Genomic DNA, 24,263 nt, shown 5'->3' on the forward strand with positions numbered 1-24,263 from the left:
CTGTGCCTCACTTCCGGTCGGCGGTCTGCTCGACGGCGCGCACGATCTTCACGTAGCAGCCGCAGCGGCAGATGTTGCCGCTCATCCACTCGCGGATCTCCTCCGGCGAGCCGGTGTGGCCCTCCTGGATGCAGCCGACGCCGGACAGGATCTGGCCCGGTGTGCAGTACCCGCACTGGAAGGCGTCCTGGTCGATGAACGCCTGCTGCAGCGGGTGCAGTTCATCGCCCTCGGCCAGCCCCTCGATGGTGGTGACTTCCGCGCCCTCCAGGCGCACGGCGAGCGTCAGACAGGAGTTGACCCGGCGTCCGTCGACCAGCACCGTGCAGGCGCCGCACGCACCGGCGTTGCAGCCCTTCTTGGAGCCGGTCAGCCCGAAGTGCTCGCGCAGCAGGTCGAGAAGAGACGTGCGGTTGTCCACCGTGACCGTGCGGCGGCTGCCGTTGACTGTCAGGGAGACCTGGCCGGCGGGCGGCGCACCGGCGGCGGCCGCCTCCGGCGAGCCGACGAGAAACGAGCCTCCGGTCACACCTCCCGCGACCACGGCACCACCGACCGCGGTCGTGGTAGCGATGAAGGTACGCCGGGTGGGTGCCGTGGACGGCTCACCGGACCCCGTGGGAGGCGGAACGGCGGACTTGGGAAGTTCAATCGACATACCTTTGCCTTCGCGTCGCAGACGGATCGGCCGAACACAGCGGCACGAACCTGGGGGCTGGATCGTTACCGAAGGGACCTGAAGGGCTACGCGCTCTCACAGCGGCGGCTGGTCACGCGGGCAGTCTGACACCGCAGATCCGGTGCGTGGGAGGGAGATTTTTCTCCCCCTTTAACTTTCCGCTCTGTGAACGGTCGTAGGTCTTAGTGCTTTCTTCCGAGGCCCGTTGCACCGAGAGACCGATTCGCACCCACCCGGGCGACCGTACGGTGAACCCCATGAGCGACACAGCGCACCAGACGTCCCACGACCGCGCGGTGGGCGTCGTCCGGGGCTACGCGGACCACGACGCCGACGCGGTCCAGGACGCGCTGACCGGCCTGAACCCGGACGGCCGTATAGAGGTGTACGCCGTCCTGAGTGCCCTGTTGCGCTCCACCATCAGCATCATGGAGCTGACGGGCAGGCGGTGGAAGCTGGACGAGTTGGTCCGGCATTGCGAGGAGGTCGCCGCCACGGCGCCGCCCCATTACGAGTTCGCCGTTGCCGAGGCGACGCGGGCCTGGGCGCGCGGGGACCACTCGGCGATGCGCTCGTTGTCGGGCCAGGACCTCCTGGGGGCCTTGCACATGACGGCCGTGGGCGTCACCGTGCTGGGTCTGGCCCTGTGGGGCAGGAGTGGACTCCTCGATGTTCTGGCGGAGTTCGACAGGACCGTCACCGCGCTGGTCGACGACGGGCCGGCGGACGACGCCTGGCCACGCGGACCTCGGCGTGCGGACAGCTGACTCTCGCCGGCTTCGTCGTCGACGCCACCTGCCTGCCTGGCCGGCGAGAACTGCTTGGCTCCCACCACGCGACCGGACTCCTCGCAGAAGCCGAGCCATGTAAGAGCGCCACGGCTTCCGGGCGCCGCGCGCAGGCCGTGCGGCCGTTGTCGCCCCATCGACCCCGCCGGAACGTCGCGTTCAGCGTCGCCGGAGGCGTAGCAGGGGGACCAGGTTCAGGAGCAGGCCGATCGCCGCGACGCCGGTGATCAGGTTGAGGCCGGGCCGGTAGGGGGTGAAGTCGCCGCCGCTGCCGCCCGCTCCCGAGAGGACGGCGGTCAGTACGGCGAGGACCAGAGCGGCGCCGACCTGGCCGGACGTCTGCACCAGACCCGCGGCGAGGCCCTGTTCGGAGTCGTCGATGCCTTCGGTGGCCTGGGCCATGATGGCGCCGTAGCCGAACGCGAACCCGCCGCCGAGGAGCACCAGGGACGGGAACATGCTGAGCGGGTAGTCGGGTGAGGAACCGGCGGTGGCCAGGAACCAGACGTAGCCGAGGGTCATCGAGATCATCGCGGTGATGATCAGTGGTGCGGTCCCGAAGCGGTTGACGAGGCGTCCGGCAAGAGGCGAGCCGATGGCGACGATCAGGCCGACAGGCAGCAGCGCGAACGCCATGCGCAGCGGCGACCAGCCACGCCCGTCCTGCAGGAACAGCGTCATCATGAACTGGAAGCTGAGGTAGGCGCCCATCAGCGCGACCATGCTGAGGTTGGCCCGGACCGTGGTGCCCTGACGCAGGATGCCGAAGCGAACCAGCGGATGGCGGACCCGCCGCTCGATCAGGACGAAGGCGAGCAGCAGCACGACGGCCGCGCCGAAAGTGGCGAGAGTCGCCGCGTCGGTCCATCCCTGGTCCGGGGCGGTGACGACGGCGTACACCGCGAGCAGCATGCCGGCGGTGAGGGTGACCGCTCCGGCCGGGTCCTGGCCGCCGGTCTCGGTGTGCCGGTCGCGCGGGATCAGCAGCGCGCCGACGACCAGGGCGAGCAGGGCGAGCGGGACCGGCATCAGGAAGGTCCAGCGCCAGCCGATCCCGGTGAGGAGGCCACCGAGGATCAGGCCGGAGGAGTAGCCCAGGGCGCCGAAGAGGCTGAAGACCGACAGCGCCCGGTTGCGCTGCGGGCCCTCCCGGAAGGTCGTGGTGAGGATGGACAGGCCGGCGGGCGCGGTGAACGCGGCGGCCACACCCTTGACGAAGCGGGTGGCGATCAGCAGCGTGCCGTCGTCGACCACGCCGCCGAGCAGCGAGGCGGCGGCGAAGACGGCCAGCGCGACGAGGAAGACCCGGCGGCGCCCGAGCAGGTCCGCGGTACGGCCGCCGAGCAGCATCAGTCCGCCGTAGCCGAGGACGTAACCGTTGATGATCCACTGAAGTGATCCCGTGGCCAGACCGAGGTCGTGGCCGATGGAAGGCAGGGCTATGCCGACCATCGAGACGTCGAGGCCGTCGAGGAAGAGCACGAGACACAGGACGGCGAGCACGCTCCACAGGCGGGCGGTCCAGCGCGGCTCGGCGGCGAGCGGAGGCAGCGTCCCAGGACGGGACTCGGTCAAGGACATGCGGAGAAGATCTCTTTCCTGGCGAGTGAGCAGGCAGACGGGCCGGCCGCCTCGGCACCGAGGAACCGGTCAGAGGAGGCCGACCCGCGAAGAAGCACCTCTCGCTCGCTTCAGGTGTCCGGCTACCGCACCCGGGATCCGTACGTGGGGACGCGGCAGCGAGGTGCGCGGGCGGCCTCGTGATGAGCGTGCCAGACGCGCTCGCACGCGAAAAAGGGGAGAATCTCTTCCTACGTGCGGGCAGCGTAGGAGAAGAAGCTCCCCCCTTGGCAGGGAATGGTCCCGGAGAACCGTCAGGCGCGGCCGAGAGTTCGCCCACCAGTGCGGCCGGCCTCGCGTCACCCGGGTTGTTGGCGTTGTGCATCCGCATCTGGGCGATGGCCGGCCTGGCCAGACCCTCCCAGTCTCCGACTCCTGCCCGAACGGGACCTCGCCGGTGTTCAACCGTTCGGTTGAATTCGCTTTCCATCGTCCGTCGGCGCAACGATCCGCATGGACGACGCGGCACCGCGCCCGGTCTCGTCAGAATGGCGAACGCCCATGGCGCCCGGGCCTTTACGCCACCCCCTCAGAGAGGTCTCTTCAGCGTGTCCAGATTCCTCAGTAGGCGAAGTGTCCTCACCGCCGGTGCCGGCGCCGCCCTCGGTCTCGGTGCGATCGGCGCCACCGCGAACACGGCCTCGGCCACTCCGGCCACTGCCTCACGTCACTCGGCCGGGCGCGAGGAGACCCGTACGCTCGATGAGCTCTACCAGGCCGCCCTCAAGGAGGGTGGGAAGCTCGTCGTCTACGCCGGCGGCGACACCCCCACCCAGCAGGACGGCACCAAGGCGGCCTTCAAGGCCCGCTTCCCGGACATCGACCTGACGCTGATCGTGGACTACAGCAAGTACCACGACGTCCGCGTCGACAACCAGTTCGCGACGAACACCCTCGTCCCCGACGTCGTACAGCTCCAGACCCTCCAGGATTTCGTCCGCTGGAACCAGCAGGGCCGGCTGCTGCGCTACAAGCCCGCCGGGTTCTCGAAGCTGCACACATCGTTCCGGGACCCGCAGGGCGCCTGGGTCTCCGTCGCGGCCATCGCGTTCAGCTTCCTGTACGGCACGGACGCCGTGGGCTCGGACGCTCCGCGCAACCCGCGTGACCTGGTCGACCCGAAGTGGAAGGGGAGGATCGCGTCGTCGTACCCGCACGACGACGACGCCGTCCTCTACCTCTACTCCCTCTACGTCCAGAAGTACGGCTGGGAGTGGGTGGCCAAGCTCGCCGCCCAGGACGTGCGGTTCGCGCGGGGCAGCAACTCTCCGGGGGATGCCGTCTTCAGCGGACAGAAGGCGATCGGTGTCGGCACAGCGGGCTCGGCGGTCCCCTCGACCTCGTCCCCCGCGAAGTTCGTGATCGCCGACGGGCACCCGTTCATGGGCTGGGGCCAGCGCGCGGCTGTGCTCAAGCAGGCCAAGAACCCGACGGCCGCCAAGCTGTATCTCAACTGGCAACTGTCCGCCGAGGTCCAGAGGAACTCGTTCAACGGCTGGTCGGTGCGCACCGACATCGCTCCCCCGGCCGGTCTGAAGCCGCTCTGGGAGTACCCGAACGCCCATGTGGACGGCTTCCCGGAGTTCATGGCCGACCGCGCCGAGGTCGAGCGCTGGAAGCAGACCTTCGCCCTGTACTTCGGCGAGGTCAAGGGCGACCCGACGCCGGGCTGGCTCGGACTGCGGCCGGGGGCCTGACTCACGGCGGGGCCGCCGGCCCGCACTCCCCCGCTCGGTGGGCCGGCAGCCCCTGTCTTCACCGCACCCCTACAGGTGACGGATAGACTCGGACACCCCGACGGATCATTCCTCCAGGGGGTTTGCCGTGTCCGACACCCGCCGCCCGCACCCGCCGGCGCCCGGCCCGGGCCGTCGGCTCGCTCCGCACCACCTGACGCACTTCGTGTTCTTCCTCGTCGTCGGGGCCGCGCTGGTCCGGCTGGTGCGTCTGAACATCTCGTTGTGCTGGGACATCGTGACCGTCAGCGCCCTGCTGGCCGGGACGTACGCGGCAGGGTTGGCACTGGGACGCAGGCTTGGCCCGCTCGCCCGGCACATCTGGGTGGCGGCCCTGGTCCTGCTCTGGACGTACCTCGTGTTCCTCATTCCGCCGCCGCTGACCGGTGCTTACGTGTGGTGCGCCGTACCGATCGCCTGCGCGGCGCTGCGCGCCCTCGGGAGCCGCGCGGCCGGTGTCGCGGTGGGTGCCCTGACCGTGGTGCTGTTCGGTCAACTCAGCCGCAGCGCGGGCGGGTTCGATGCCGAGATGGTGCTGATCCCCATGGCGGCCGTGTGGGGCACGGTGGCCCTGTACCGGGCTCAGCGGCGGGAGGCCGCGAAGCGCCAGCGCCTGGTGGAGGAGCTGCGGAACACACGTGACGTGCTCGCGCGGGAGCAGCGCCGGGCCGGCGTGCTGGAGGAACGCGGACGCATCGCACGGGATCTGCACGACACGCTCGCCCAGGACCTGTCGGGCAGCCTGATGCTGTTGCAGGCCGCCGAGCGGGACTGGGAGGCAAGGCCGGACATCGCGCGTGCGCGGGTGCGTGCGGTCGTCGACGGCCTGGACGCGGGTCTCACGGAGGCGCGGCGGATGATCCGGGACCTCACTCCGACCGTGGTCGCCGAGGAGGGGCTGGAGGGCTCCCTGAAACTCCTGTGCCTGCGCGCGCAGGAGGACGGCACCGCGACGGACGTGCGGTTCCGCTCCGTCGGCACCCACCGCCCCGACCTGGACGAACAGGCCGCGATCACCCTGTTCCGGGTGGCTCAGGGCACGCTCGCCAATGTGCGCGAGCACGCTCGGGCGACAACCCTGCTCGTGACGCTGCATCGGACGGCCGACCGCGTCGAGCTGGACGTACGCGACGACGGTGTCGGCTTCGACCTCGCCCGCGTGGGCGGCGAACACCCCGCGGATCGCGGAGACCGTGGGGACCGTGGATTCGGGATGCCGGCTGCCCGGGCGCGGCTGCGGGAGTACGGCGGTGACCTGGTCGTCGACAGCGCCCCGCGCCGGGGCACGCGTATCCGGGCGACCGTACCCGCCCGTCCGGCGTCCGGTTCCCTCCAGCCCGTGAGCCCGACGGCGGCGGTCCGATGACGGCGTCCCCGCTGCGGCTGCTGATCGCCGACGACCACGCGGTCGTACGAGCAGGGCTGCGGGCCCTGCTGGAGGGCGAGGCGGACCTCGAAGTGATCGGGGAGGCGGCCGACGCCGAGGAGGCCGTGCGCCTCGCCGTGGCCCTGGTGCCGGACGTCGTACTGATGGACCTGCGCTTCGAGGGCACCACGCGCGGAAACGGCCTGACCGACGGCGTCGAAGCGGTCCGTGCGCTGGCCGCCGAGGCCCCCGGAGTGCCGGTGGTGATGCTGACCAGCTTCTCCGGGCGCGTGGACGTCGTGCGCGCACTGGAGGCCGGTGCACGCGGCTACGTGCTCAAGGCCGGGCCGCCCGAGGATCTCTTCCGGGCCGTACGCAGCGCCGCGGTGGGCGGGATGGGGCTCGCACCGGAGCTCGTCGGCGGCCTCGTCGGCCAACAAGACGATCCCGGGGCGCACTTGACCGGCCGGGAGAGGGAGGTCGTGCGCCTGATGGCCGACGGTCACAGCAACCGCTCCATCGCCGACTCCCTCTACCTCAGCGAGGCGACCGTCAAGACCCACCTGGTGCGCATCTACCGGAAGCTCGGCGTCGACAACAGGGCGGGGGCGGTCTCCGAGGCGGTCCGCCGTGGACTGCTGGAGCTCACGTGACGAGGGGGACGGTAGCCGGACCAAGGTGTCCTGGAACGTTCCCCGGTCGGCCCGGAACAGGTGGTTGGGGATCATCGGGAGCGGGTCGTCCCGGAGGACGTCTCGAGGTAAGTGGCCCGACGCGGGAACCGGCAAGTACGGCTGGGGAGAGACCAACCACAGCCACATCCCCAGCGGCAGGGGCACGAGGCATGCCGACGCAGTCGGGCCGGCGGGGGTCCACGTACGACCCGTCTGGGGATGGGCCGGTACGAGGAGGATGTCGACACCCATGTCCGGGGAGGGCTGTCCCGGTCCAGCCAGAACGGCACGCCGCTTCGGCGTGCCTGCGGGCAACAGGGCGTCGAGGGCGCGTTGGAACACGTCTGCCGTCAGACCGTTGGGGACCTTCAGCGGCTGCCCTTGGGAGGCAACCAACAGGTGGGCGAGCGCCTGACCGGCTGCCGCCTCCCGCTGCGGACTCCACGACCAGTAGTGGTTCGGCCCCAACCGTCCTCCCCACGTGGCAATCGGCTCGAACGGGGGCGTTTTCTCCCCCTTCTCTGCCAGCTCCGCCCAGGAGACGGGCTCAGCGTGGACACCGTCAACGGGGACGCGGTGCACGGCGTCCGGGCTGAGTCGCACTGCCTGCCAGAGCGAGCAGTCGTCGATCCTGGTCGCCACGGGGAGGTCGCATGCCTCGCAGGCCATGTTCGGCCCGTCGGCCCCGTCGAGGCCACAGCAGGCACCGCCGCGCTTCTCGGGAATCAGCCGGGTACCACGGATATCACCGGGTGCGATGACACTCGCCCCGGGCGTGCCGTCGGACAGGGCGTGTACCGGCGCGTAGATGCCGCGTGCCTCCGCCTCGCCCGGATCGATCTCGTCCCACATCCGCCACGGCCCTCCCCACGGGTCCGGGTCCACGGCGAACGTCCCTGACTGCATGAGCACCGGTAGCTGGGCCCCGTTCCCGTACTTCTGACGGGTGTGGACCGGCAGTGACACCTGGGACAGCGGGGTGGTCGACTCGGCGCCGCATCCGGAACACACGAAGACGAACAATTGTCCTCCGGCTGGGAGCAGACGCATCTTCGCAGCTCGTCGAAGCTTCGCAGTCTGCGCCACTTTATCTGCAGGACGCGTCCCGACTGCGCGCAGCGACGCCACACCATGGGATGGTCCGTGGTCCGAGGTGCGATGATCCGCGCGCGGCGGGGTAATGGGACGTCAATCAGCCCCCGTTGACAAGGAGCCGAGGATGACCGATGACGCCTACCTGTTCCTGCTCGAGGACGTGTCTGCGCCGCTCGGCGTGGTCCCCGCCGCCGTCGGTGATCTGGCGTGCATGGAGACTCCCGCGGTACGCGCGTGGCTGGACGCTCAAGGAACCACGCCGACCTCCCCGCACCTGCGCCTGCTGCCACCGGAGGAGACGGACATGTTGCCCGAGGGAGTGGAACGGCTGCCCGTCCCGCTCAGCGACGAGGAACTGAGCCGGGTCCGCCACCGGATGGCACCGGAGCCGCTTGCCCAGGTCGAGGAGGAACTGCTCGCCTACCGCGACTACGCGGACGGCAGGGACGGCCTGATCGGACGCGCACTGGCCGCCGGTGTGTCACCGCATCGCATCGTCGAGCTGACCGGAGTGGATCCGGCGACGGTGACGGCCGCGGCGGGCGGCTGACGACCCGACGGCCTCAGCTGTCGTCCGGCGTCACGCACCTGGTACGGGTCTGGCTGGATAGCTGATTCTGGTCATGCAGCGCGCCGGAAGACGGCGGCCGGGCCGGTCACGCCCTACCCACAGCCGCGCCCACCAGTCGGACCGAGCCGGTCCTCCCGCACCGCCGCGAGCAGGGCGGGACCCAACTGCGGTGCAGCCCTCGGTGAGGAGGGTGCCGGCGACGCGGTCAGCGGTCGAGCAGGTCGCGGAATCCGGTGAGCAGAGCCCGCAGCCCGAGGTCGAAGGCCAAGGTGGCGCGGCTGCGGTCGGCGGGGGTCTGGTCGAGTACGGCGCTGAGGTGCGGGGCCGCGTCGCGGGCGACGTCGGAGACCATCACGGGCGGCGCCACCAGGTCGAGGGCGGAGCCGAGGACGAAGCTCTCCAGCGCGGTGATCAGCGGCATGACCTCCTTCGCGGCGAAGCCGGCGTCCAGCAGCAGCTCCGCGACCTTCTCGTACATCGCGTGCATGAAGGGTTCGGCCAGCGGGGCGGTGGCGAGCAGGGGGACCGCTCCCGGGTGGGCGGCGAAGGCGGTGAGGTAGGAGCGGGCCCAGCCCTCCAGGGCCTGCTCCCAGGGCTGTGACCAGTCGTGGTCGTGGCCGGTCGTCAGGGCCAGTTCCTCGCGCATGAGCGAGATGATGTCGTCGCGGCCGGCGACGTGGTGGTAGAGCGCGGACGGGGCGACGCTCAGGGCTTTGGCCAGGGCCGGGATGGACAGGGCGCCCTTCTCGTCGGCCAGGCGCAGCGCCGCGGCACCGATGCGTCGGCGGTCCAGCAGGGGTGTGCGCGGCCGTCCCACGGTGGCTCCTCGTCCTAGCATGCCGTAACCCAGACGTTACCGAATGGCTTTCAGTAAACCTCTTCCCAGTCCCCCGGGCGACGCCTACATTACCGGAAACCGAACGCCTTTCAGTTACGCGGTCGGCCGAGGGAAAGGCAGCGCCTCACGCCATGCACGCCGACATCGTCTTCACCGGAGGGACCGTCCGGACCGGGGCCGCGGACGTCCCCACGGACCACGCCCTCGCCGTCACCGGCGGCCGGATCACCGCCCTCGGCGCACAGGCGCTGGCCGCCCGGGGACCGCGTACCACCGTCGTCGACCTGGCCGGCGGGGCCCTGCTGCCGGCGTTCGGAGACGGCCATGTGCACCCCGTGATGGGCGGACTCGGGCTGGCCGGGGTTCCGGTCCGGAACCTTACGAGCATCGATGAGATCGTCGAGGTCGTCCGGGGCTGGGCCGCCGAGCACCCCGACACGGAGTGGATCACCGGTGACGGCTTCGACCCGTGGCTCGCCCCCGACGGCCGGTTCGACGCCCGGTGGCTGGACGCCGCCGTACCCGACCGTCCCGTCGTTCTGCGCACCATGGACCACCACACCGCCTGGGTGAACAGCGAGGCCCTGCGCCGGGCCGGTTACACCGCCGGGACCCCGGATCCGGCGGGCGGGGAGATCCTGCGCCGGGACGGCTCCGCCGAGCCGCTGGGCACCCTGCGCGAGTTCGGCGCCCTCGGCCCGGTGCTCGCGCTCATTCCCACGGCGTCCCACGAGGTACAGGTGGCGGCGCTGCGCGAAGCCGCCGCCCGGTTCGCCGCGGCCGGTGTGACCTGGGTACAGGATGCCTGGGTCGAACCGCACCAGGCCGACGTATGGGTCACCGCCGCGACCACCGAGCCGGGGCTTCCCCTGCGAGCCGACCTTGCCTTCGTCCTGGAACCCGACGGCTGGCGCGAGCGCATCCTCCGGTTCACGGCGGACCGGGACGAGGTGGAGAGCTCCGCCCCCGGGGTGCTGACCGCGCGGAGCGTGAAGTTCTTCGCCGACGGCGTCATCGAGTCCGGCACCGCCGCCCTCCTCGAACCGTACACGGACTGCCCGCATTCGCACGGCATCGCCAACTGGTCCGCCCAGGAGCTGGCCGAGGCCGTCACCGCCGTCGACGCACTCGGTTTCCGCGCGCACCTCCACGCCATCGGCGACGGCGGAGTCCGGGTCGCCCTGGACGCGATCGAGGCCGCCGCCCGCACCAACGGCGCCCGCGACCGCCGTCCGGTCGTCGCCCACGCCCAGCTCATCCACCCCGCCGACCTGGCCCGGTTCGCCGCACTCGGCGTGGTCGCCAACCTCCAGCCGCTGTGGGCGCAGCCCGACCCTCTGATGACCGAGCTGACCCTGCCGAGGATCGGCCCGGAACGCGGCCGGCGGCAGTACCAGATCGCCGCCCTGCTCGCCTCCGGCGCCCGGCTCTCGTTCGGCAGCGACTGGCCGGTCACCGCCCATGAACCACTGCGGGGCATCGCCACCGCCGTGACCCGCCAGACGCCCGAGGGTGTTCCCGAGGGCGGCTGGCTCCCCGAGGAGCGGATCGACATCGACGCCGCTCTCACCGCCTACTCCGCAGGATGCGCCTACCAGGCGTTCGAGGAGAAGGAATGGGGCGCGCTGCGTCCCGGAATGCGCGCCGACCTGGTGCATCTCGCCGCCGACCCGGCCGGGACCGCCCCCGGTGACCTCGCGCACCTCCCCGTCCTGGGCACCTGGCTCGCCGGCCGGCGTACCCACGACGCCACCACCCCCCGCAGCACGCGTGCCGGGAGACGATAGACCCACGTCGTCGTCACGACCGGTCTGCGTCTCCTGGACGTTCCACCCGCTCCCGGACCACACACACCACGCGGAGACCTCCATGACCGAGCCCATCGCCCCCACCGCTCCCCAGCAACCCCCGCCGGCCCCCGGGACCGATGGGAGCCCTCACCTCCAGCGCGGCAGCCTCGGCGTCGCCGACATCGTCTTCTTCGTCGTCGCCGCGGCCGCCCCGCTCACGGTGATGGCCGGCGTCGCTCCCCTCGCCATCCTCTTCGGCGGCATCGGTGCCCCGGTCGCCTATCTCGCCGTCGGCGTGGTACTGGTCCTCTTCGCGGTCGGCTTCACCGCGATGACGCCGTACATCCGCAACGCCGGCGCCTTCTACTCGTACATCGCCCGAGGCCTCGGACGTCCGGCGGGGCTGGGGGCGGCGTTCCTCGCGGTGTTCTCGTACAACTCCCTTCAGATCGGCATGTTCGGCGCCTTCGGCTTCTTCGCCTCCACCACGGCGAACGACCTCCTCGGCGTCGACCTGCCCTGGCCGGTGTACGCCTTGGCCGGGATCGCCGTCGTCTGGTTCCTGGGCTTCCGCTCCATCAACCTCGGCGCCAAGGTTCTGGCCGCCCTGCTGATCGCGGAGACCGCCATCCTGGTGCTGCTCGCCGGCGCCGTCCTGGTCAAGGGCGGCGCGAGCGGGCTGAGCTTCGACTCCTTCGCCCCCTCGAACGTCTTCGTCTCGGGGATGAGCGGACCGCTCGGTCTCGCCGTCGCCGCGTTCATCGGCTTCGAGGCCACCGCCATCTACCGCGAGGAGGCCCGCGACCCCGACCGCACCGTGCCCCGTGCCACCTACCTTGCCGTCGGCTTCCTCGGCCTCTTCTACGCCTTCATCACCTGGGTCATCGTGCAGGCGTTCGGCAGCGACCAGGCCGCCGCCGTCGCCGCGAAGAACCCGGCGGAGATGTTCTTCACCGCCATGACCCAGTACGTCGGCGGCTGGGCGACCGACGTCCAGCGCGTCCTGATCGTCACCAGTGTGCTCGCCGCCCTGCTCGCCTTCCACAACGCCATCACCCGGTACGTCTACGCCCTGTCCGTCGAGAGTGTCGCCCCCGCTGCGCTGGGCCGGGTGCACCCCAGACATGGCTCGCCGTGGGTGGCCGGCATCGCCCAGAGCGTCCTGGCGGTCGTGGTCGTCGCCGTCTTCGCCCTGATCGGCGTCGACCCCTACACCAAGTTCTTCCTGTGGGTGAACACTCCCGGTGTGGTCGGCATCCTCGTCCTTCAGGCGCTGGCGGCCTTCGCGGTGGTCTCCTTCTTCCGCCGCAACTCCGCCGAGCACGGCGAGGGACGCATGCGCACCCTGGTCGCGCCCGCCGCGGCCGGCGTCCTCCTGACCGCCGCCACCGTGCTGGTCTGCGAGCGCCTGGACCTGTTCACAGGCGCCGGCTCGACCGTCAACTGGACACTGGTCGCGCTCACCCCGGCAGTGTTCCTGGCCGGCACGGCTCTCGCCACACGCATCCGCCGCACCCGGCCCGACATCTACGTCAAGCTCGCCACCACCGACGTCGACACCGCCTGATCCCCCGGCGCACGGCGGTCCCGTCGCCCGGCCCGAGCCCCGGGCCCGGTACCGCGCCGCGCCCCTGCACCCGACCACGAGACGCCGGCGCTCCTGGCACGCCGCACTGGCCTCCCGCTGACCGGAGAGCACCGGTGGCTGCAGGGCGCGGGTCCCGTTGGGCATCACGAACCGGTGGTGTTTGCCGGAGGCACGGGAGGCCGAGGGCCGGTGCGGCGCGGCACCGGCCCTCTCGCTCATCGCTGCTACAGGGCGACGAGTTGCCACTCCTGGTTGGTGCCGCCCGTGGTGGGCCACTGGATGATCGAGGCGCCGTCCGCGGTGGAGGCGTCCTTGACGTCGGCGCACCAGCCGTTGCCGACGTTGACGATCCGGTAGTAGCCGGTGGAGGCGGGCACAAGCTGCCACCACTGGTTGCTGCTGCTGGTGTCGGTCCACTGGTCGAGAGCGCCGCCTTGGGCGGAGCCGCCCGGGCTGTCCAGAACCTTGCCGCTCTTGACGTTGGCCAGCCGGTAGGAGCCATCGGTGTTCGGCAGCAGCTTCCACTGCTGGTTGGTGCCGCCGGTCGACGGCCACTGGATGACAGCTGCCCCGTCGGCGGTGGAGGCTCCGCTGATGTCCAACACCTTGCCGCTCTTGCGGTTCACCAGCCGGTAGGTACCGAGGTCGGCGGAGAAGGGGCGGTCGTAGATCTCCAGGTTGCGGATGGAGGCCCAGACGCCCGTGGGCAGTCCGGTCACCGTCACCCGCACGTAGCGCACTTGGGCGCTGAACAGGGTGGCCTGTACCTGGCTGGTACTGGTGGTGCCGGTGCGGTCGGCGAGCATGGTCCAGGTGGTGTTGTCCGTGGAGCCTTCGATCTTGTACTGGTAGTTCGTGGCGTCGAACTCCCAGGCGATCCGCGCGCCGGTGACCGCCTTGGTCGACCCCAGGTCCACCGTCAGCCAGGCCCCGGTGCTGGAGTTGTTGGCGCACCAGCGCGTCGCGGTGGAGCCGTCGACCGCCTTCGCCGCGGTGTGGCCCTTGGAGGACTCCTGGCTGCTCGCCGTCACGGAGCGGCCCGAGGCGATGTCGGCCGGCTGCACGGTCCGGTCCAGGGTGACACCGACGACGCTGTCCTCGGGGTTGCGGGTGCGGTTGATGCCGGTGATCGTCACCGTGCCGTCCGAGCCGACGGTGTACGGCAGGTCGGTGCCGGCCGCGACGTCGAACACGCGGGTGACCTGGGCGTCCCCGATCGGCTGGGTGGTGAAGCCGGTGCCGCTGTAGCCGGGCAGCAGGTGGACGTAGAAGGTGCTGTCCTTGTACGTGTAGCCGTACTTGCCGTCCACGGGGTTCCACGGGCCGCCGCGGGTGGCGTAGACGGCCTGGCCGTAGGTGGTCATGAAGGTGCCGATCTGCCGCAGCAGGCTCGCCTGCCCGGAGGGTACGGTGCCGTGCCGGTCCGGGCCGATGTTGACCATGGCCGTCATGTTCCGGATCCAGCAGTTGACGAGGAGGTTCATGGCGGTGCCGTAGCTCATGACCTTGCCGTCGGAGTTGTAGCCCCAGGTGGTGCCGACGGTGAAGACCTTCTCGGTGACCTTGCCGGTGCGGATGGCCCCGCTCGGCACGGAGGGGCCCTCCTCGCTGGCGTAGTCGCCGATCCAGCCGGAGCGGGAGGTCGCGACGATGTCGGGCTGGTGCGCGCGCACCATGCCCATCAGCCCGAGCGGTTTTCCGCCGCTGTCGGTCTCGGCGTAGGTGGAGTCCACCGGCCACTGGTTGGACGTGTCCCGGAACTGGCCGGGCTCCCAGAAGAAGGCGGCGTCGGCGTCGCTGCCCTGCTCCGCGATCCAGCCGCCGTCCCACCACAGGTCGTCGATGACGCCGTACTGGGTGACGAGTTCCTTGAGGGACTCGTACACCTCGGTCTTCATGATCCGCGCGTTCTCCTTGTGCGCGGGGTCGGTGGTGTAGCCCCACGGGTTGGTCGCGCAGTTGGTGCCGTACACGTCGTAGTAGCCGGGGTAGCGCCAGTCGATGGGCGAGTAGTAGAGGCCGACCCTCAGCCCGGCCGCTCGGGTGGCCGCGACGTAGTCCTTGACGAAGTCGCGGCTGAGGGGCGCCTGGCCGGAGTTCCAGCTGTTCGGGTGGTTCAGCGGCCACAGGGCGAAGCCGTCGTGGTGGCGGGTGGTCAGCACGGTGTACTTGGCGCCGAAGTCCTTGGCCAGTTGTGCCCACGCCGCCGGGTCGAAGGCATCCGCGGTGAACTGCGCGCTGGTCGCGTCGGTGACGTACTTCTGATAGTCCGCGGGAGTGACGGGCGCGTTGTGCATCCACCACTCGCCCTTGGCGGGGCCCGAGTAGACGCCCCAGTGGATGAACATCCCCAGCTTGGCGTCCTGCAGCCATTGGACCTTTGTGTCGGGCTGCTGCTCGAGGCCCAGGTCGGACTTGGGGATGCGGAGCGGGGCCAGCGGCAGGGGCTGGGAGGAGGTGGTGGCGGCGGCCTGGGCGGAAGCCGTCCCGAGGGTCGGCGTGACGACAGTGGCGACCGTCATGGCCGCCATACCCATCAGCACTCTTCGTCGAGTGAGTGATTCTGACAAGGGGTTCTCTCCTGACTGTCCACAGGACAGCACGGACCGTGCTGCGGCTCAACGTTCGGACCGAACGCATCGAGATAGTCATCCGATGAATGATGGTGTGCCGGGGGACCGCACGGAAGACAGGCACTGCGTCGGATGACACTGGGTGCATTAAGGACTCAAAGGTCAGCTTCCGTCTAGACGTTGGGAGAGTTTTAACGGAATTAGGTAGTCAGCGCGAGCAACCAGGAACCCGGAGATCATCAAACATCGGAGTTCTCTCTCTTGACGGGAGCATGCCCCTCTCCTAACGTCCCTCAACGGGACCGCACACAACCAAACAGACAACTCAGCCTCCGATCATGCCGACGCGGCCGTTGCTGCGCGTCCGCACCACAAGCAAGGTTGTCGGTTTTTTACCATGGTGTGTCGCCCCTGCATCCGCGGGTCCCCGTATTCCGACCATAGCTTTGAGCGTGTCAGCCCGACCGAGACCAGGAGCCGGGTGACGGAATTCGGAAAGGACGACACGTGATGGACTCCGTGGAGCGCGTTCCTCTGACCTACGCCTTCGACGCCTACTGCGGCTGGTGCTACGGCTTCGGCCCGGTCCTGCACGAGTTCGCCGCCGCCAACGCGGACCGGATCGAGCTGCGGGTGCTGTCCGGCGGTCTGTTCACCGGCTCGCGCGCGTTGCCGGTGTCGGCCTACCCGCACGTCCCGGGCGCCAATGAGCGCATCGCCCAGCTGACCGGTGTCACGTTCGGCGACGGCTACCGTGCCGCGCTGGCGGATGGCCGTGCGGTCATGAACTCGGCCGATGCCGCCACGGGCCTGGTCGCGCTGCGCGGCCGGCCGGGCGTGAACGCCCTCGATGCCGCCGCCGCGATGCAGCGTGCCTGGTACGTCGACGGCCGTAGCCTCTCCGACGCCGAGGTCTACCGGGACATAGCCGCCGAACTGGGCCTGGACGCCGATGCCGTGGCGGCCGCATACGCCTCGCCCGCCGCCCGTGCCGAGGCGGAGGCCGACTTCCTGGAAGTGCGCCGTCTGGGCGTCGACGGCTACCCGACGCTGATGCTGCACACGGCACAGGGCATCGACCGCCTGGGCGGTCCGGTCTCCTCGGCTGACGCGCTCACCCGCGCCCTGGACCAGCACCTGGCCGCTGTCACAGCTGCCTGAGCCCGTCCCTCACAACATCTGGAAAGGCAGTACACCCATGTCCTCCACACTGAAGTACACCGTCCACACCGCCGGTGACACCGGCCTGCACAAGTCGTCCGTCCTGATCACCGGCGAGCGGGAAGCCCTGCTGGTCGACGGCCAGTTCACCCTGGCCGAGCAGCACCGGGTCCTGGCGGACGTCATCGACAGCGGCAAGGAGCTGACCACTGTGGTGGTCACCACCTCCGACCCCGACTACTACTTCGGCCTGGAAGTGATCCGCCGGGCGTTCCCGGACGTGAGGATCGTCGCCACCCCCACCACCGTGGAGCGGATCAAGGCCAGTTGGGAAGGCAAGCTCAAGACCTGGGCGCACCTGGACCGGAACCTGCCCACCGAGGTGATCGTTCTGGAGGTGCTGGACGGGGACCGCGTCAGCATCGAGGGGCACGACTTCGAGCTCCGCGGTGGCCACCCGGACCTGGTGTGGCGTACCGAGTACCTGTGGCAGCCGGAGGACCGCGCCGTCGTGGGCGGCGTGTTGCTCTTCGCCGGCCTTCACGTGTGGACCGCCGACACCTCTACGCCGCGTGAGCGGGCCGCCTGGTCCGAGACGCTGGCCGAGATGGAGCGGCTCGACCCGCGCTTCGTGGTGGCCGGCCACCGTTCCGCCGACTCCGCCACCGACGCCTCCGTGATCTCCTGCACCCGCACCTACCTCGCCGAGTTCGAGAAGGAACTGGCCGGGAGCGGCAACGACTCCGAGGCACTGAAGGCCGCGCTCCTCGAGCGCTACCCGGACCTGGGCCTGCTGGTCGCCCTCGACCTGGGCACCAAGGTCGCCACCGGCGAGATGACCTGGGGCTGACGATGCTCACCTCCGTCCGTGTGTCCGCGGGGCGGGCCACCGGGACGACGTCCGGCGGCGGCACCGGTGAAGGCGGGGCCGCCGGGAGGCCCGCGGCCCCGGGCGGCGCGGCCGCCCTGGCCGCGGCCGCCGTGGAGTTCACGCTCACCAGCGGCGTGCTGTTCGTCCTGGTCACCGCCGTCCGATGGGTGATGGTCTCCCCGCTCAGCCGGGTCCTGCCCGGGTCACACCTCCAGCTCACGGCCGTGGCCGTGATCGTCGGGGCGGCGCTCGCGTGGGCGCTGTCCTCCTCATGGGGCCGTTACTCCGGTGGCCACCTCAACCCGGCCGTCACCCTCGCCCTGTGGGTGACGGGCGCATTCCCCGGCCGCCGCGTCCTGCCGTACGTCGCCGCCCAGCTCACAGGTTCCGTGGTCGGCACCGGCCTGGCCCGCCTCACGTGGGGCCAGGTCGTCGGCGCCCGTATGGACTACGCCGCGGTCCAGCCCGCCCCCGCCCTGTCGACCGCCGCCCTGTTCACCGCCGAAGCAGCGGCCACCGCAGCGATCCTCGCGGTCGCTCTGCTGCTGATGTCCCGCCCCGCGTGGACGCGCTGGATCCCGCTCGCCCTGCCCGCGGCCACCGCCGTGGTCATCGTCGCCCTCGGCACCCTCACCGGCGGGTCCGCCAACCCCGCCCGCCAGTTCGGCCCCGCCCTCTGGGCCCACCAGCCCGTCCACCGGTCACACCTGTGGGTCTATCTGGTGGCACCGCTCGCAGGGGCGGCCCTCCCCGCACTGGTCACCCGGTACCGGGCACCTCGCCCCCGCCGCTCTCCGAGGAGCGGCCCCGCACGGTGGCGCGGAAGGCGATCGGAGACTGGCCGGTGCGCTGCTGGAAGTACTTGCTGAAGTTGGTGGCGCTGGTGAAACCGAGCTGCGCCGCGATACGGGAGGCCGACAGGTCGCCGTGCGCCAGGAGGCGCTTGGCTTCCAGGATCACCCGCCGGTCGATGAATTCCTTCGCTCCCACCCCTGCGCCGGCGAGTGTGGCCCGGGAGAGCGTGCGGGACGAGTAGCCCAGAGCCTGGGCGTACTCCTCCAGGCGGCGCGTCCGGGTGAAGTCGCGTTCGACCGCGTCACGGAAGTGGACGAAGGTGTCCCCCGGCTCCGGGGCCGGGCTGCCGACCGGTGCCGTGCGCTGCGCGAGGCGCAGCACCACCACCGCCAGCAGGTGGCGCAGCACCGCCACGTGGGCTTCCAGCGGAATGCCGCGCAGCGCCTGGAATTCGAGTGCCAGATGATCCACGGCCACCTCCAGCGCGTGGCCGTCCTCGGTGTCGGGAACCTTCAGCACGGGTGCGTGCTGATCGTCCACGCGCGCTGCGGCCACGGTGCCCGGATCGACGAAGTCGCGCTCGAAGAGAACGAGCGTGCCCTCGGCCTCATGCAGATCACCCCACTGCTGCACCTGGCCGGGCCGGACCCACAGCCAGGAGCCCGGCTTGAGGGCGTAGCCGGTGAAGTCCACCATGTGCCGCAGGGAGCCACTGGAGAGAGTGATCAGGTGGTGGAACGTCGGCCGCTGAGGTGCCTGCCGACCCGCCCTGCCCATGCGGACGGCGGCCCGCTCCCGCAGCTCCGCCAGAGACATGACCTCGACGCCCGTCGGTATGCCGACCGGCGGAGCAAAGCCGACGTCCGCGATCTCGCGCGGGCCGTCATGTCGTTTTCTCACCGTCACCAAAAGTCACCCATGTACGGAAACCAAGCCTGTCCACCTCTCATTCTGAGGGGTGGCCGGCCTGTGCAGGGGGTGGCGCCCTTCGATTCGGCATGGCCGTCTGCCCCTTGCCCTCGACCGGCAGGGTTCCTTAGCGTTGCGCCACGATTCCCACCACGGGAGGGCCGGCGAACGTGACCGGTCCGGCTTCGGGAAACCTGCCCGCCGTCTTCAGCAGCTTCGTGGGCCGGCGGCGGCACGTCACGGAGATCCGCCGCCGTCTCGAAACAGCGCGGCTGGTCACGCTCACCGGAGTCGGCGGTGTCGGCAAGACCCGGCTCGCCCTGCAGGCGGCGTCCTCGATGAGCAAGGGCTTCCCGGACGGGGTGTGGCTGGTGGATCTCGCCCCCGTACGGGACCCGTCGGCGGTGCCGGGCGCGACCGCGACCGCGCTGGGCGTGCCGGACCTCGGCCCCGCCCCGTCCGCGACCGGCTCGCCGACCACCTGGCCGGACGCCGGACGCTGCTCGTACTGGACAACTGCGAACACCTGGCCGACGCCTGCGCCCGCCTCGCCCAGTCCCTGCTGGGCGCCGCGCCAGGACTGCGCGTCCTGGCGACGAGCCGCGCCACGCTCGGTCTCACGGGCGAAAGCGTCCTCACGGTGCCGCCCCTGTCGGTGCCGGACGAGGCGGTCGAATTGGTGCGGGACCGGGCCGCGGCCGTCCGTCCGTCGTTCCGGATCACCGAGGCGAACCGGGAGGCGGTCACCCGGCTGTGCGCGCGCCTCGACGGACTGCCGCTGGCCATCGAGCTTGCCGCGACCCGGCTGCGCACCCTGACGGTCGACCAGCTGATGGACCGCCTGGAGGACCGCTTCGGCCTGCTCACGGCCGGCAGCAGCACGGCCCGGCCGCACCAGCGCACACTGCGGGCTCTGATCGACTGGAGCCACGAGCTGTGCTCTCCCCCGGAACAGCTGCTGTGGAGACGGCTGTCGGTCTTCGCGGGGGGGGGCTTCGACCTGGACGCGGCCGAAGACGTGTGCTGCGGCGACGGCCTGCCGCGCGGCGAGATCCTCGACCGTCTCGACCGGCTGGTCGCGCAGTCCGTCGTCCTCACCTCCGAGGACGAGAGCCGTCCTCAGTACCGGATGCTGGAGACCATCCGCGAGTACGGCCGCGGGCGCCTGGCCGAGTCGGGCGAGGAGCGCCCCCTGCTCCGTCGGCATCGGGACTACTTCCGTGCGCTGGCGGAGTCCTCGGCCGCCGCGTGGTACGGCCCCGGTCAGGAGGAGGCACTGGCCCGGCTGCGGGCGCAGCACGGGAACCTGCGGCTTGCGCTGGAGTACGACGGTGCGGATCCAGGCCACAGGCAGGCAGCGCTCGTGCTTGTCGCCGCCCTGCGCTTCCACTGGTGTGCCGACGGTTTCCTCGGCGAGGGCCGGGACCGGATCGAGCGTGCCCTGGCAGCCGCGCCCGAGCCCACCGCGGCGCGGGCGGGTGCCCTGTGGGCGGGTGCCTGGGCGGCGCTGCTGCAGGAGGACCACCGTACCGCCGACCGCTGGCTCACCGAGGCCGACGAACTCGGCGAACGGCTGGGTGATCCCGTCATCCGCGCCTATGTACAGGGATTGCGCGGCACCTCCGCCCTGTTCGTGGGGCGCCTCGACGAGGCCGTCTCCTTGTACGAGGGTGCGGTGAGCGCCCAGATCGCAGCAGGTGAGGGTCCGGGCGCGCTGTTCTCCCTGTTCCAGCTCAGTGTCGCCCGGGCCCATCTGGGCGATCCGAGGGCGGCCGAGTCGGGGCGCCGCGCGGTCGCCGCCGCCGAGGAGCACGGCGAGCGGGGGTGCCGTTCGTATGCGCTGTGGGCACTGGGCCACGACGCCTGGGTGCGCGGGGACACCGCCTCCGCGCTGACATTCACACGAGCGGGCCTGGAGATCCAGCGCGGTTTCAACGACTACGCCGGCACAGCCCTCATGCTGGAGCTGCTGGCCTGGATCACCGCCTCGGACGGCGACCGCGCCCGGGCCGGGCGGCTGCTGGGCGCCATCCGCGCCCTGTGGCGGAAGATCGGTACCGGTATCACCGCGTTCGGCCCGCATCTGGCCGAGCACCACACGCGATGCGAGGAGACGGTCGTACGAGCCCTGGGGACGGCCGGGTACGAGCGGGCGCTCGCGGAGGGCGGCGGCCACGACGTCCCGGGACCGGCCATCGCGGACGCCCTCGGCGCTCCAGTCGCAAGGGCCGAACCGGCGGCCGACGCCGATCCGTTGAGCCGCCGTGAGCGGGAGGTCGCCCTGCTGGTGGCCCGCGGCATGAGCAACCGGCGGATCGCCGCGGAGCTGGTGCTGTCCCCCCGTACGGTCGACGGCCACGTCGAGCACATCCTCGCCAAGCTGGGCTTTCGCTCCCGTACCGAGATCGCCGCCTGGGTGGCCGCGCACAAGGATCAGGTACCCACCCCGTAGAACCACCCATGGTCCCCCGCGGCCCCCGTGCCCATCGTGGTCGGCATGCTGCACATCGACGTGGACGAAGACCGGTGCGGCGGCTTCGGATTCTGTGAACAGGCCGCACCCGAGGTGTTCGGCCTCGACGACGACGGCGCCGTCACCGTCCTGCTGCCCGAGGTCCCGGACGGCCTGGCCGCCAGGGCCGAGGCGGCAACCCGGGCCTGCCCCGTGGCGGCGCTGCGGGTACGGCGATGACGGCGGCCCGGCGCGCGGTCGTGGTGGGCGGGTCCCTGGCCGGCGCCACCGCGGTGGACGAGCTGCGGGCCCAGGGTTGGGACGGCTCGATCACCCTCGTCGGGGACGAGCCGCGACCGGCCTACGCCCGCCCGCCGTTGTCCAAGGGAGTGCTGAAGGACACCGAGGCCGCGGATTCCGTGTTGCTGCCGGCGACCGGTGAGGCCGAGGTTCTTCTCGGTGTCACGGCCACCGGTCTGGATCTCGACGCCCGTCGTGTACGGGTGACGGACGGCGGCTCGCACCCCTACGACCTTGCGTACGACAAACTCGTCATCGCCACCGGGGCAAGGGCCCGCCCTCTCGGCCACCCGGGCGAGCGTGTCCTGCGCACCCTCGACGACGCGCTTCGACTGCGCACGGAACTCGCCCGTGCCGAGAGCCTTTTGGTCCTCGGGGGCGGCTTCCTCGGCATGGAAATCGCGTCCGCCGGCACCGAACTGGGCCTGTCCGTCACAGTCGTCGACGTCCGGCAGCCGCTCGTCTCCAGCCTGGGGCCCTACTGGCCGCGGTGTTCGCGGAGGCCGCCCGGGAGCGGGGGGTACGGATGGTGGTGGCACCGAACGGGGTGATGCCGACGCCGTACGGCGCCCGGCTCGCCGACGGCACCCGGCTCGAGGCCGACCTCGTGGTGGCGGCGGTCGGCTGCCTGCCCAACGTCGAGTGGCTGGAGGCTCCGGTCTCACGTTGCTCGGCGGCGTCGTGGCCGACGAGCGGTGCCGGGCCGGATCCCCGGACGTCGTCGCCGTGGGTGATGTCGCCGCCTTCCCCACCGGGGACGGACGCTTTCGGCGCACCCCCCACTGGGACAGCGCCGTCGCCCAGGCCCGGGCCGGGGTCGCCGCCCTGCTGCGTGGCGACGAGGCGGAAGCCCATGTCCTCAGGCCGTACTTCTGGACCGAGGCGTTCGGGCTCGCCGTGAAACTCGCGGGGGCACTGCCCGCCGTCGGGCAGCCGGTCGTCCTCACGGGCTCGCCGACTGCCCGCCGTCGGGCAGCCGGTCGTCCTCACGGGCTCGCCGACCGAACGCTCGGCGCTGCTGCGCTGGGACCGGCCGGGCGGCCAGGTGGCGGCGGCCCTCAACCACCGCATCCCCGTCGCGCGCCTGCGCGCCCTCGCCTCCTGAACCGCCCTGAATTTCCCACCAGCAAGGAGATCGTCATGACACTCGCCACAGCCGCTCCGACCTCTGACGCCGACCTGTTCAGCGACCAGGCGCTCACCGATCCCCATCCCCAGTGCAGGAGTCTGCGGGACCTGGGCCCAGCCGCTTACCTCACCCGTCACGACCTGTGGTTCATCTCCCGCTACGAGCAGGTGCGTGCGGCGCTCGGCGACTGGGAGACCTTCTCCTCGGCGCAGGGCATCGGGCTCAACGACGGCTTCAACCGGGCGTGGAGCAGTGCGCTGATCCACATGGACCCGCCCGCGCAGACCGAGCAGCGGAAACTGTTCACCGAGCGGCTGTCCCCGCGCGCCCTGCGGCCGGCGGCCGAGGACATCGACCGGCGGGCGCGGGGGCTCGTGGACCGGCTGCTGGAGCGCGGGTCCTTCGACGCGGTCACCGACCTCGCGCAGGACCTCCCGGTCCACGTGATCATGGACCTGATCGGCTGGCCGCAGGAGGGCCGTGACGAGTTGCTGGACATGGCGGCCGGCTGGTTCGACTCGGCGGGTCCCGACGTGCCGCGTACGGCGGCCTCCGTACCGAGGGTGGAGGCGCTCATGGCGTACCTCGCCCAGGTCGTCGCCAAGGAGAACCTCGTCCCCGGCGGCTTCGGCTGGACCCTGCTCGAGGCCCACAAGCAGGGGCAGATTCCCGTCGAGGGGGCGATCGGGCTGCTCGCCGGCTATGTGGTGGCCGCGTTCGACACCACGATCTCCGCCCTGTCCAGTGGCGTGTGGCTGCTCGCCCGCCACCCCGAACAGTGGGAGGCCCTGCGCGCCGACCCCTCACTGGTGCCGTCCGCGTTCAACGAGATCGTGCGCATCGAGAGCCCGATCCAGGTGTTCTCCCGGGTCACCACCCGTGAGGTGGACCTCGGCGAGGGCATCGTGCTCCCGGCGGGCGCCCGGGTCCTGCACAGCTATGGCGCCGCCAACCGCGACGAGCGCCATTTCCCCGACCCCGACCGGTTCGACGTCCGGCGCAACCCTGTCGACCACCTCGGCTTCGGCTTCGGCAACCACGGCTGCGCCGGCCAGGGGCTCGCCCGCTTGGAGGCCCACGCCGTGCTGCGAGCCCTCGCCGAGCGGGTACGGCACATCGCACTCGACGGCGAGCCCGTGCGCGCCCTCAACAACATCACACGGGGGTTCGCCGCGCTGCCGGTGCGGGTGCGCTGAACCGCGGCGCGGGGGACGCAACGCCCAGGAGCAGGGTTTCCCCGTCACCGCGGGGAGTTGGCCCCGGCCACGCCACTGCGGTTCCGGGGCAGCGCCCAGGCCGGCAGCGTTGACCTCTGGTCTCGCTCGAGC

19 protein-coding genes and 1 pseudogene are annotated in these 24,263 nt (G+C 71.1%); 14 read left to right on the forward strand and 6 right to left on the reverse strand.

Annotation, left to right across the window (positions count from 1 at the left end; genetic code table 11):
• Positions 1-7: 7 nt before the first annotated feature.
• Positions 8-658 (reverse strand): (2Fe-2S)-binding protein, encoded by a 651-nt coding sequence (locus tag ACGFNV_RS15915; RefSeq protein ID WP_393622860.1) that lies wholly within the window; start codon positions 656-658, stop codon positions 8-10.
• 278 nt (positions 659-936) lie between these two features.
• On the opposite strand from ACGFNV_RS15915, the gene ACGFNV_RS15920 reads away from it, so the two are divergent.
• On the forward strand, positions 937-1,446 hold the full coding sequence (locus ACGFNV_RS15920) for a hypothetical protein (RefSeq protein ID WP_393622862.1): 510 nt from the start codon (positions 937-939) through the stop codon (positions 1,444-1,446).
• Between the two features lie 180 nt (positions 1,447-1,626).
• On the opposite strand, the gene ACGFNV_RS15925 is transcribed toward ACGFNV_RS15920, so the two are convergent.
• Positions 1,627-3,048, reverse strand: a complete 1,422-nt coding sequence (locus tag ACGFNV_RS15925) for an MFS transporter (protein WP_393622864.1) — start codon at positions 3,046-3,048, stop codon at positions 1,627-1,629.
• Between the two features lie 587 nt (positions 3,049-3,635).
• Between ACGFNV_RS15925 and ACGFNV_RS15930 the strand changes: the two genes are divergently transcribed.
• The 3 genes from ACGFNV_RS15930 to ACGFNV_RS15940 all read left to right on the forward strand — a co-directional run bounded on the left by ACGFNV_RS15930 (position 3,636) and on the right by ACGFNV_RS15940 (position 6,842).
• Positions 3,636-4,784 carry an ABC transporter substrate-binding protein gene (locus tag ACGFNV_RS15930; protein WP_393622866.1) on the forward strand — a complete coding sequence of 383 codons (1,149 nt, stop codon included), beginning with the start codon at positions 3,636-3,638 and terminating at the stop codon, positions 4,782-4,784.
• 127 nt (positions 4,785-4,911) lie between these two features.
• Complete coding sequence (locus tag ACGFNV_RS15935) at positions 4,912-6,189, forward strand: histidine kinase (protein ID WP_393622868.1); 1,278 nt, start codon at positions 4,912-4,914, stop codon at positions 6,187-6,189.
• Positions 6,186-6,842 carry a response regulator gene (locus ACGFNV_RS15940; protein ID WP_393622870.1) on the forward strand — a complete coding sequence of 219 codons (657 nt, stop codon included), beginning with the start codon at positions 6,186-6,188 and terminating at the stop codon, positions 6,840-6,842. Before ACGFNV_RS15935 ends, ACGFNV_RS15940 begins: the two co-directional genes overlap by 4 nt.
• Here ACGFNV_RS15940 and ACGFNV_RS15945 read toward each other — a convergent pair.
• Positions 6,840-7,886, reverse strand: a pseudogene (locus tag ACGFNV_RS15945) (hypothetical protein); the annotation flags it as partial. The gene ACGFNV_RS15940 and the pseudogene ACGFNV_RS15945 sit on opposite strands and share 3 nt — an antisense overlap.
• A 196-nt stretch (positions 7,887-8,082) precedes the next feature.
• Here ACGFNV_RS15945 and ACGFNV_RS15950 point away from each other — a divergent pair.
• On the forward strand, positions 8,083-8,508 hold the full coding sequence (locus ACGFNV_RS15950) for a DUF6003 family protein (protein ID WP_393622872.1): 426 nt from the start codon (positions 8,083-8,085) through the stop codon (positions 8,506-8,508).
• Positions 8,509-8,734: 226 nt separating this feature from the next.
• On the opposite strand, the gene ACGFNV_RS15955 is transcribed toward ACGFNV_RS15950, so the two are convergent.
• Positions 8,735-9,346 (reverse strand): TetR/AcrR family transcriptional regulator, encoded by a 612-nt coding sequence (locus ACGFNV_RS15955; protein ID WP_393622874.1) that lies wholly within the window; start codon positions 9,344-9,346, stop codon positions 8,735-8,737.
• 152 nt (positions 9,347-9,498) lie between these two features.
• Here ACGFNV_RS15955 and ACGFNV_RS15960 point away from each other — a divergent pair, with 152 nt between their 5' ends.
• Both ACGFNV_RS15960 and ACGFNV_RS15965 read left to right on the forward strand, forming a co-directional pair.
• Positions 9,499-11,154 carry an amidohydrolase gene (locus tag ACGFNV_RS15960; protein WP_393622875.1) on the forward strand — a complete coding sequence of 552 codons (1,656 nt, stop codon included), beginning with the start codon at positions 9,499-9,501 and terminating at the stop codon, positions 11,152-11,154.
• A gap of 82 nt (positions 11,155-11,236) precedes the next feature.
• Complete coding sequence (locus ACGFNV_RS15965) at positions 11,237-12,724, forward strand: APC family permease (RefSeq protein ID WP_393622877.1); 1,488 nt, start codon at positions 11,237-11,239, stop codon at positions 12,722-12,724.
• Between the two features lie 245 nt (positions 12,725-12,969).
• On the opposite strand, the gene ACGFNV_RS15970 is transcribed toward ACGFNV_RS15965, so the two are convergent.
• The gene (locus ACGFNV_RS15970; RefSeq protein ID WP_393622879.1) at positions 12,970-15,267 is read right to left on the reverse strand and encodes an alpha-L-fucosidase; all 2,298 of its coding nucleotides are present in this window, start codon (positions 15,265-15,267) and stop codon (positions 12,970-12,972) included.
• A 561-nt stretch (positions 15,268-15,828) separates the two neighbouring features.
• On the opposite strand from ACGFNV_RS15970, the gene ACGFNV_RS15975 reads away from it, so the two are divergent.
• Genes ACGFNV_RS15975 through ACGFNV_RS15985 form a run of 3 tightly spaced genes read left to right on the forward strand, consistent with a single transcriptional unit; the run spans position 15,829 to position 18,219 of the window.
• The gene (locus ACGFNV_RS15975) at positions 15,829-16,479 is read left to right on the forward strand and encodes a DsbA family protein (RefSeq protein WP_393622881.1); all 651 of its coding nucleotides are present in this window, start codon (positions 15,829-15,831) and stop codon (positions 16,477-16,479) included.
• 37 nt (positions 16,480-16,516) lie between these two features.
• Complete coding sequence (locus ACGFNV_RS15980; RefSeq protein ID WP_393622883.1) at positions 16,517-17,329, forward strand: MBL fold metallo-hydrolase; 813 nt, start codon at positions 16,517-16,519, stop codon at positions 17,327-17,329.
• Between the two features lie 2 nt (positions 17,330-17,331).
• Positions 17,332-18,219 (forward strand): aquaporin, encoded by an 888-nt coding sequence (locus ACGFNV_RS15985; RefSeq protein ID WP_393622885.1) that lies wholly within the window; start codon positions 17,332-17,334, stop codon positions 18,217-18,219.
• Here the strand turns inward: ACGFNV_RS15985 and ACGFNV_RS15990 are convergent.
• Positions 18,110-19,051 (reverse strand): helix-turn-helix domain-containing protein, encoded by a 942-nt coding sequence (locus tag ACGFNV_RS15990; RefSeq protein ID WP_393622887.1) that lies wholly within the window; start codon positions 19,049-19,051, stop codon positions 18,110-18,112. The genes ACGFNV_RS15985 and ACGFNV_RS15990 overlap by 110 nt on opposite strands.
• A 367-nt stretch (positions 19,052-19,418) precedes the next feature.
• On the opposite strand from ACGFNV_RS15990, the gene ACGFNV_RS15995 reads away from it, so the two are divergent.
• From ACGFNV_RS15995 to ACGFNV_RS16010, 4 genes are all read left to right on the forward strand, one after another.
• Entirely contained in the window at positions 19,419-21,506 is a 2,088-nt protein-coding gene (locus ACGFNV_RS15995) for an ATP-binding protein (RefSeq protein WP_393622889.1), read from the forward strand.
• A gap of 45 nt (positions 21,507-21,551) precedes the next feature.
• Positions 21,552-21,746 (forward strand): ferredoxin, encoded by a 195-nt coding sequence (locus ACGFNV_RS16000; RefSeq protein ID WP_393622891.1) that lies wholly within the window; start codon positions 21,552-21,554, stop codon positions 21,744-21,746.
• The gene (locus ACGFNV_RS16005; RefSeq protein WP_393622893.1) at positions 21,743-22,357 is read left to right on the forward strand and encodes an FAD-dependent oxidoreductase; all 615 of its coding nucleotides are present in this window, start codon (positions 21,743-21,745) and stop codon (positions 22,355-22,357) included. Before ACGFNV_RS16000 ends, ACGFNV_RS16005 begins: the two co-directional genes overlap by 4 nt.
• A 91-nt stretch (positions 22,358-22,448) precedes the next feature.
• Positions 22,449-24,131 (forward strand): cytochrome P450, encoded by a 1,683-nt coding sequence (locus ACGFNV_RS16010; protein ID WP_393622895.1) that lies wholly within the window; start codon positions 22,449-22,451, stop codon positions 24,129-24,131.
• Positions 24,132-24,263: the final 132 nt, after the last annotated feature.

This window comes from Streptomyces sp. NPDC048751, from assembly GCF_043198595.1.
Classification (GTDB): Bacteria; Actinomycetota; Actinomycetes; order Streptomycetales; family Streptomycetaceae; genus Streptomyces.

What these genes read in the sequence shown, in the direction of transcription:
- ACGFNV_RS15965 (WP_393622877.1), top strand. Translation starts at nt 11,237, where the DNA reads ATGACCGAGCCCATCGCCCCCACCGCTCCCCAGCAACCCCCGCCGGCC.
- ACGFNV_RS16000 (WP_393622891.1), top strand. Translation starts at nt 21,552, where the DNA reads ATGCTGCACATCGACGTGGACGAAGACCGGTGCGGCGGCTTCGGATTC.
- ACGFNV_RS15925 (WP_393622864.1), bottom strand. Translation starts at nt 3,048, where the DNA reads ATGTCCTTGACCGAGTCCCGTCCTGGGACGCTGCCTCCGCTCGCCGCC.
- ACGFNV_RS15950 (WP_393622872.1), top strand. Translation starts at nt 8,083, where the DNA reads ATGACCGATGACGCCTACCTGTTCCTGCTCGAGGACGTGTCTGCGCCG.
- ACGFNV_RS15980 (WP_393622883.1), top strand. Translation starts at nt 16,517, where the DNA reads ATGTCCTCCACACTGAAGTACACCGTCCACACCGCCGGTGACACCGGC.
- ACGFNV_RS15915 (WP_393622860.1), bottom strand. Translation starts at nt 658, where the DNA reads ATGTCGATTGAACTTCCCAAGTCCGCCGTTCCGCCTCCCACGGGGTCC.
- ACGFNV_RS15920 (WP_393622862.1), top strand. Translation starts at nt 937, where the DNA reads ATGAGCGACACAGCGCACCAGACGTCCCACGACCGCGCGGTGGGCGTC.
- ACGFNV_RS15975 (WP_393622881.1), top strand. Translation starts at nt 15,829, where the DNA reads ATGGACTCCGTGGAGCGCGTTCCTCTGACCTACGCCTTCGACGCCTAC.
- ACGFNV_RS15970 (WP_393622879.1), bottom strand. Translation starts at nt 15,267, where the DNA reads ATGACGGTCGCCACTGTCGTCACGCCGACCCTCGGGACGGCTTCCGCC.
- ACGFNV_RS15940 (WP_393622870.1), top strand. Translation starts at nt 6,186, where the DNA reads ATGACGGCGTCCCCGCTGCGGCTGCTGATCGCCGACGACCACGCGGTC.
- ACGFNV_RS16005 (WP_393622893.1), top strand. Translation starts at nt 21,743, where the DNA reads ATGACGGCGGCCCGGCGCGCGGTCGTGGTGGGCGGGTCCCTGGCCGGC.
- ACGFNV_RS15960 (WP_393622875.1), top strand. Translation starts at nt 9,499, where the DNA reads ATGCACGCCGACATCGTCTTCACCGGAGGGACCGTCCGGACCGGGGCC.
- ACGFNV_RS15985 (WP_393622885.1), top strand. Translation starts at nt 17,332, where the DNA reads ATGCTCACCTCCGTCCGTGTGTCCGCGGGGCGGGCCACCGGGACGACG.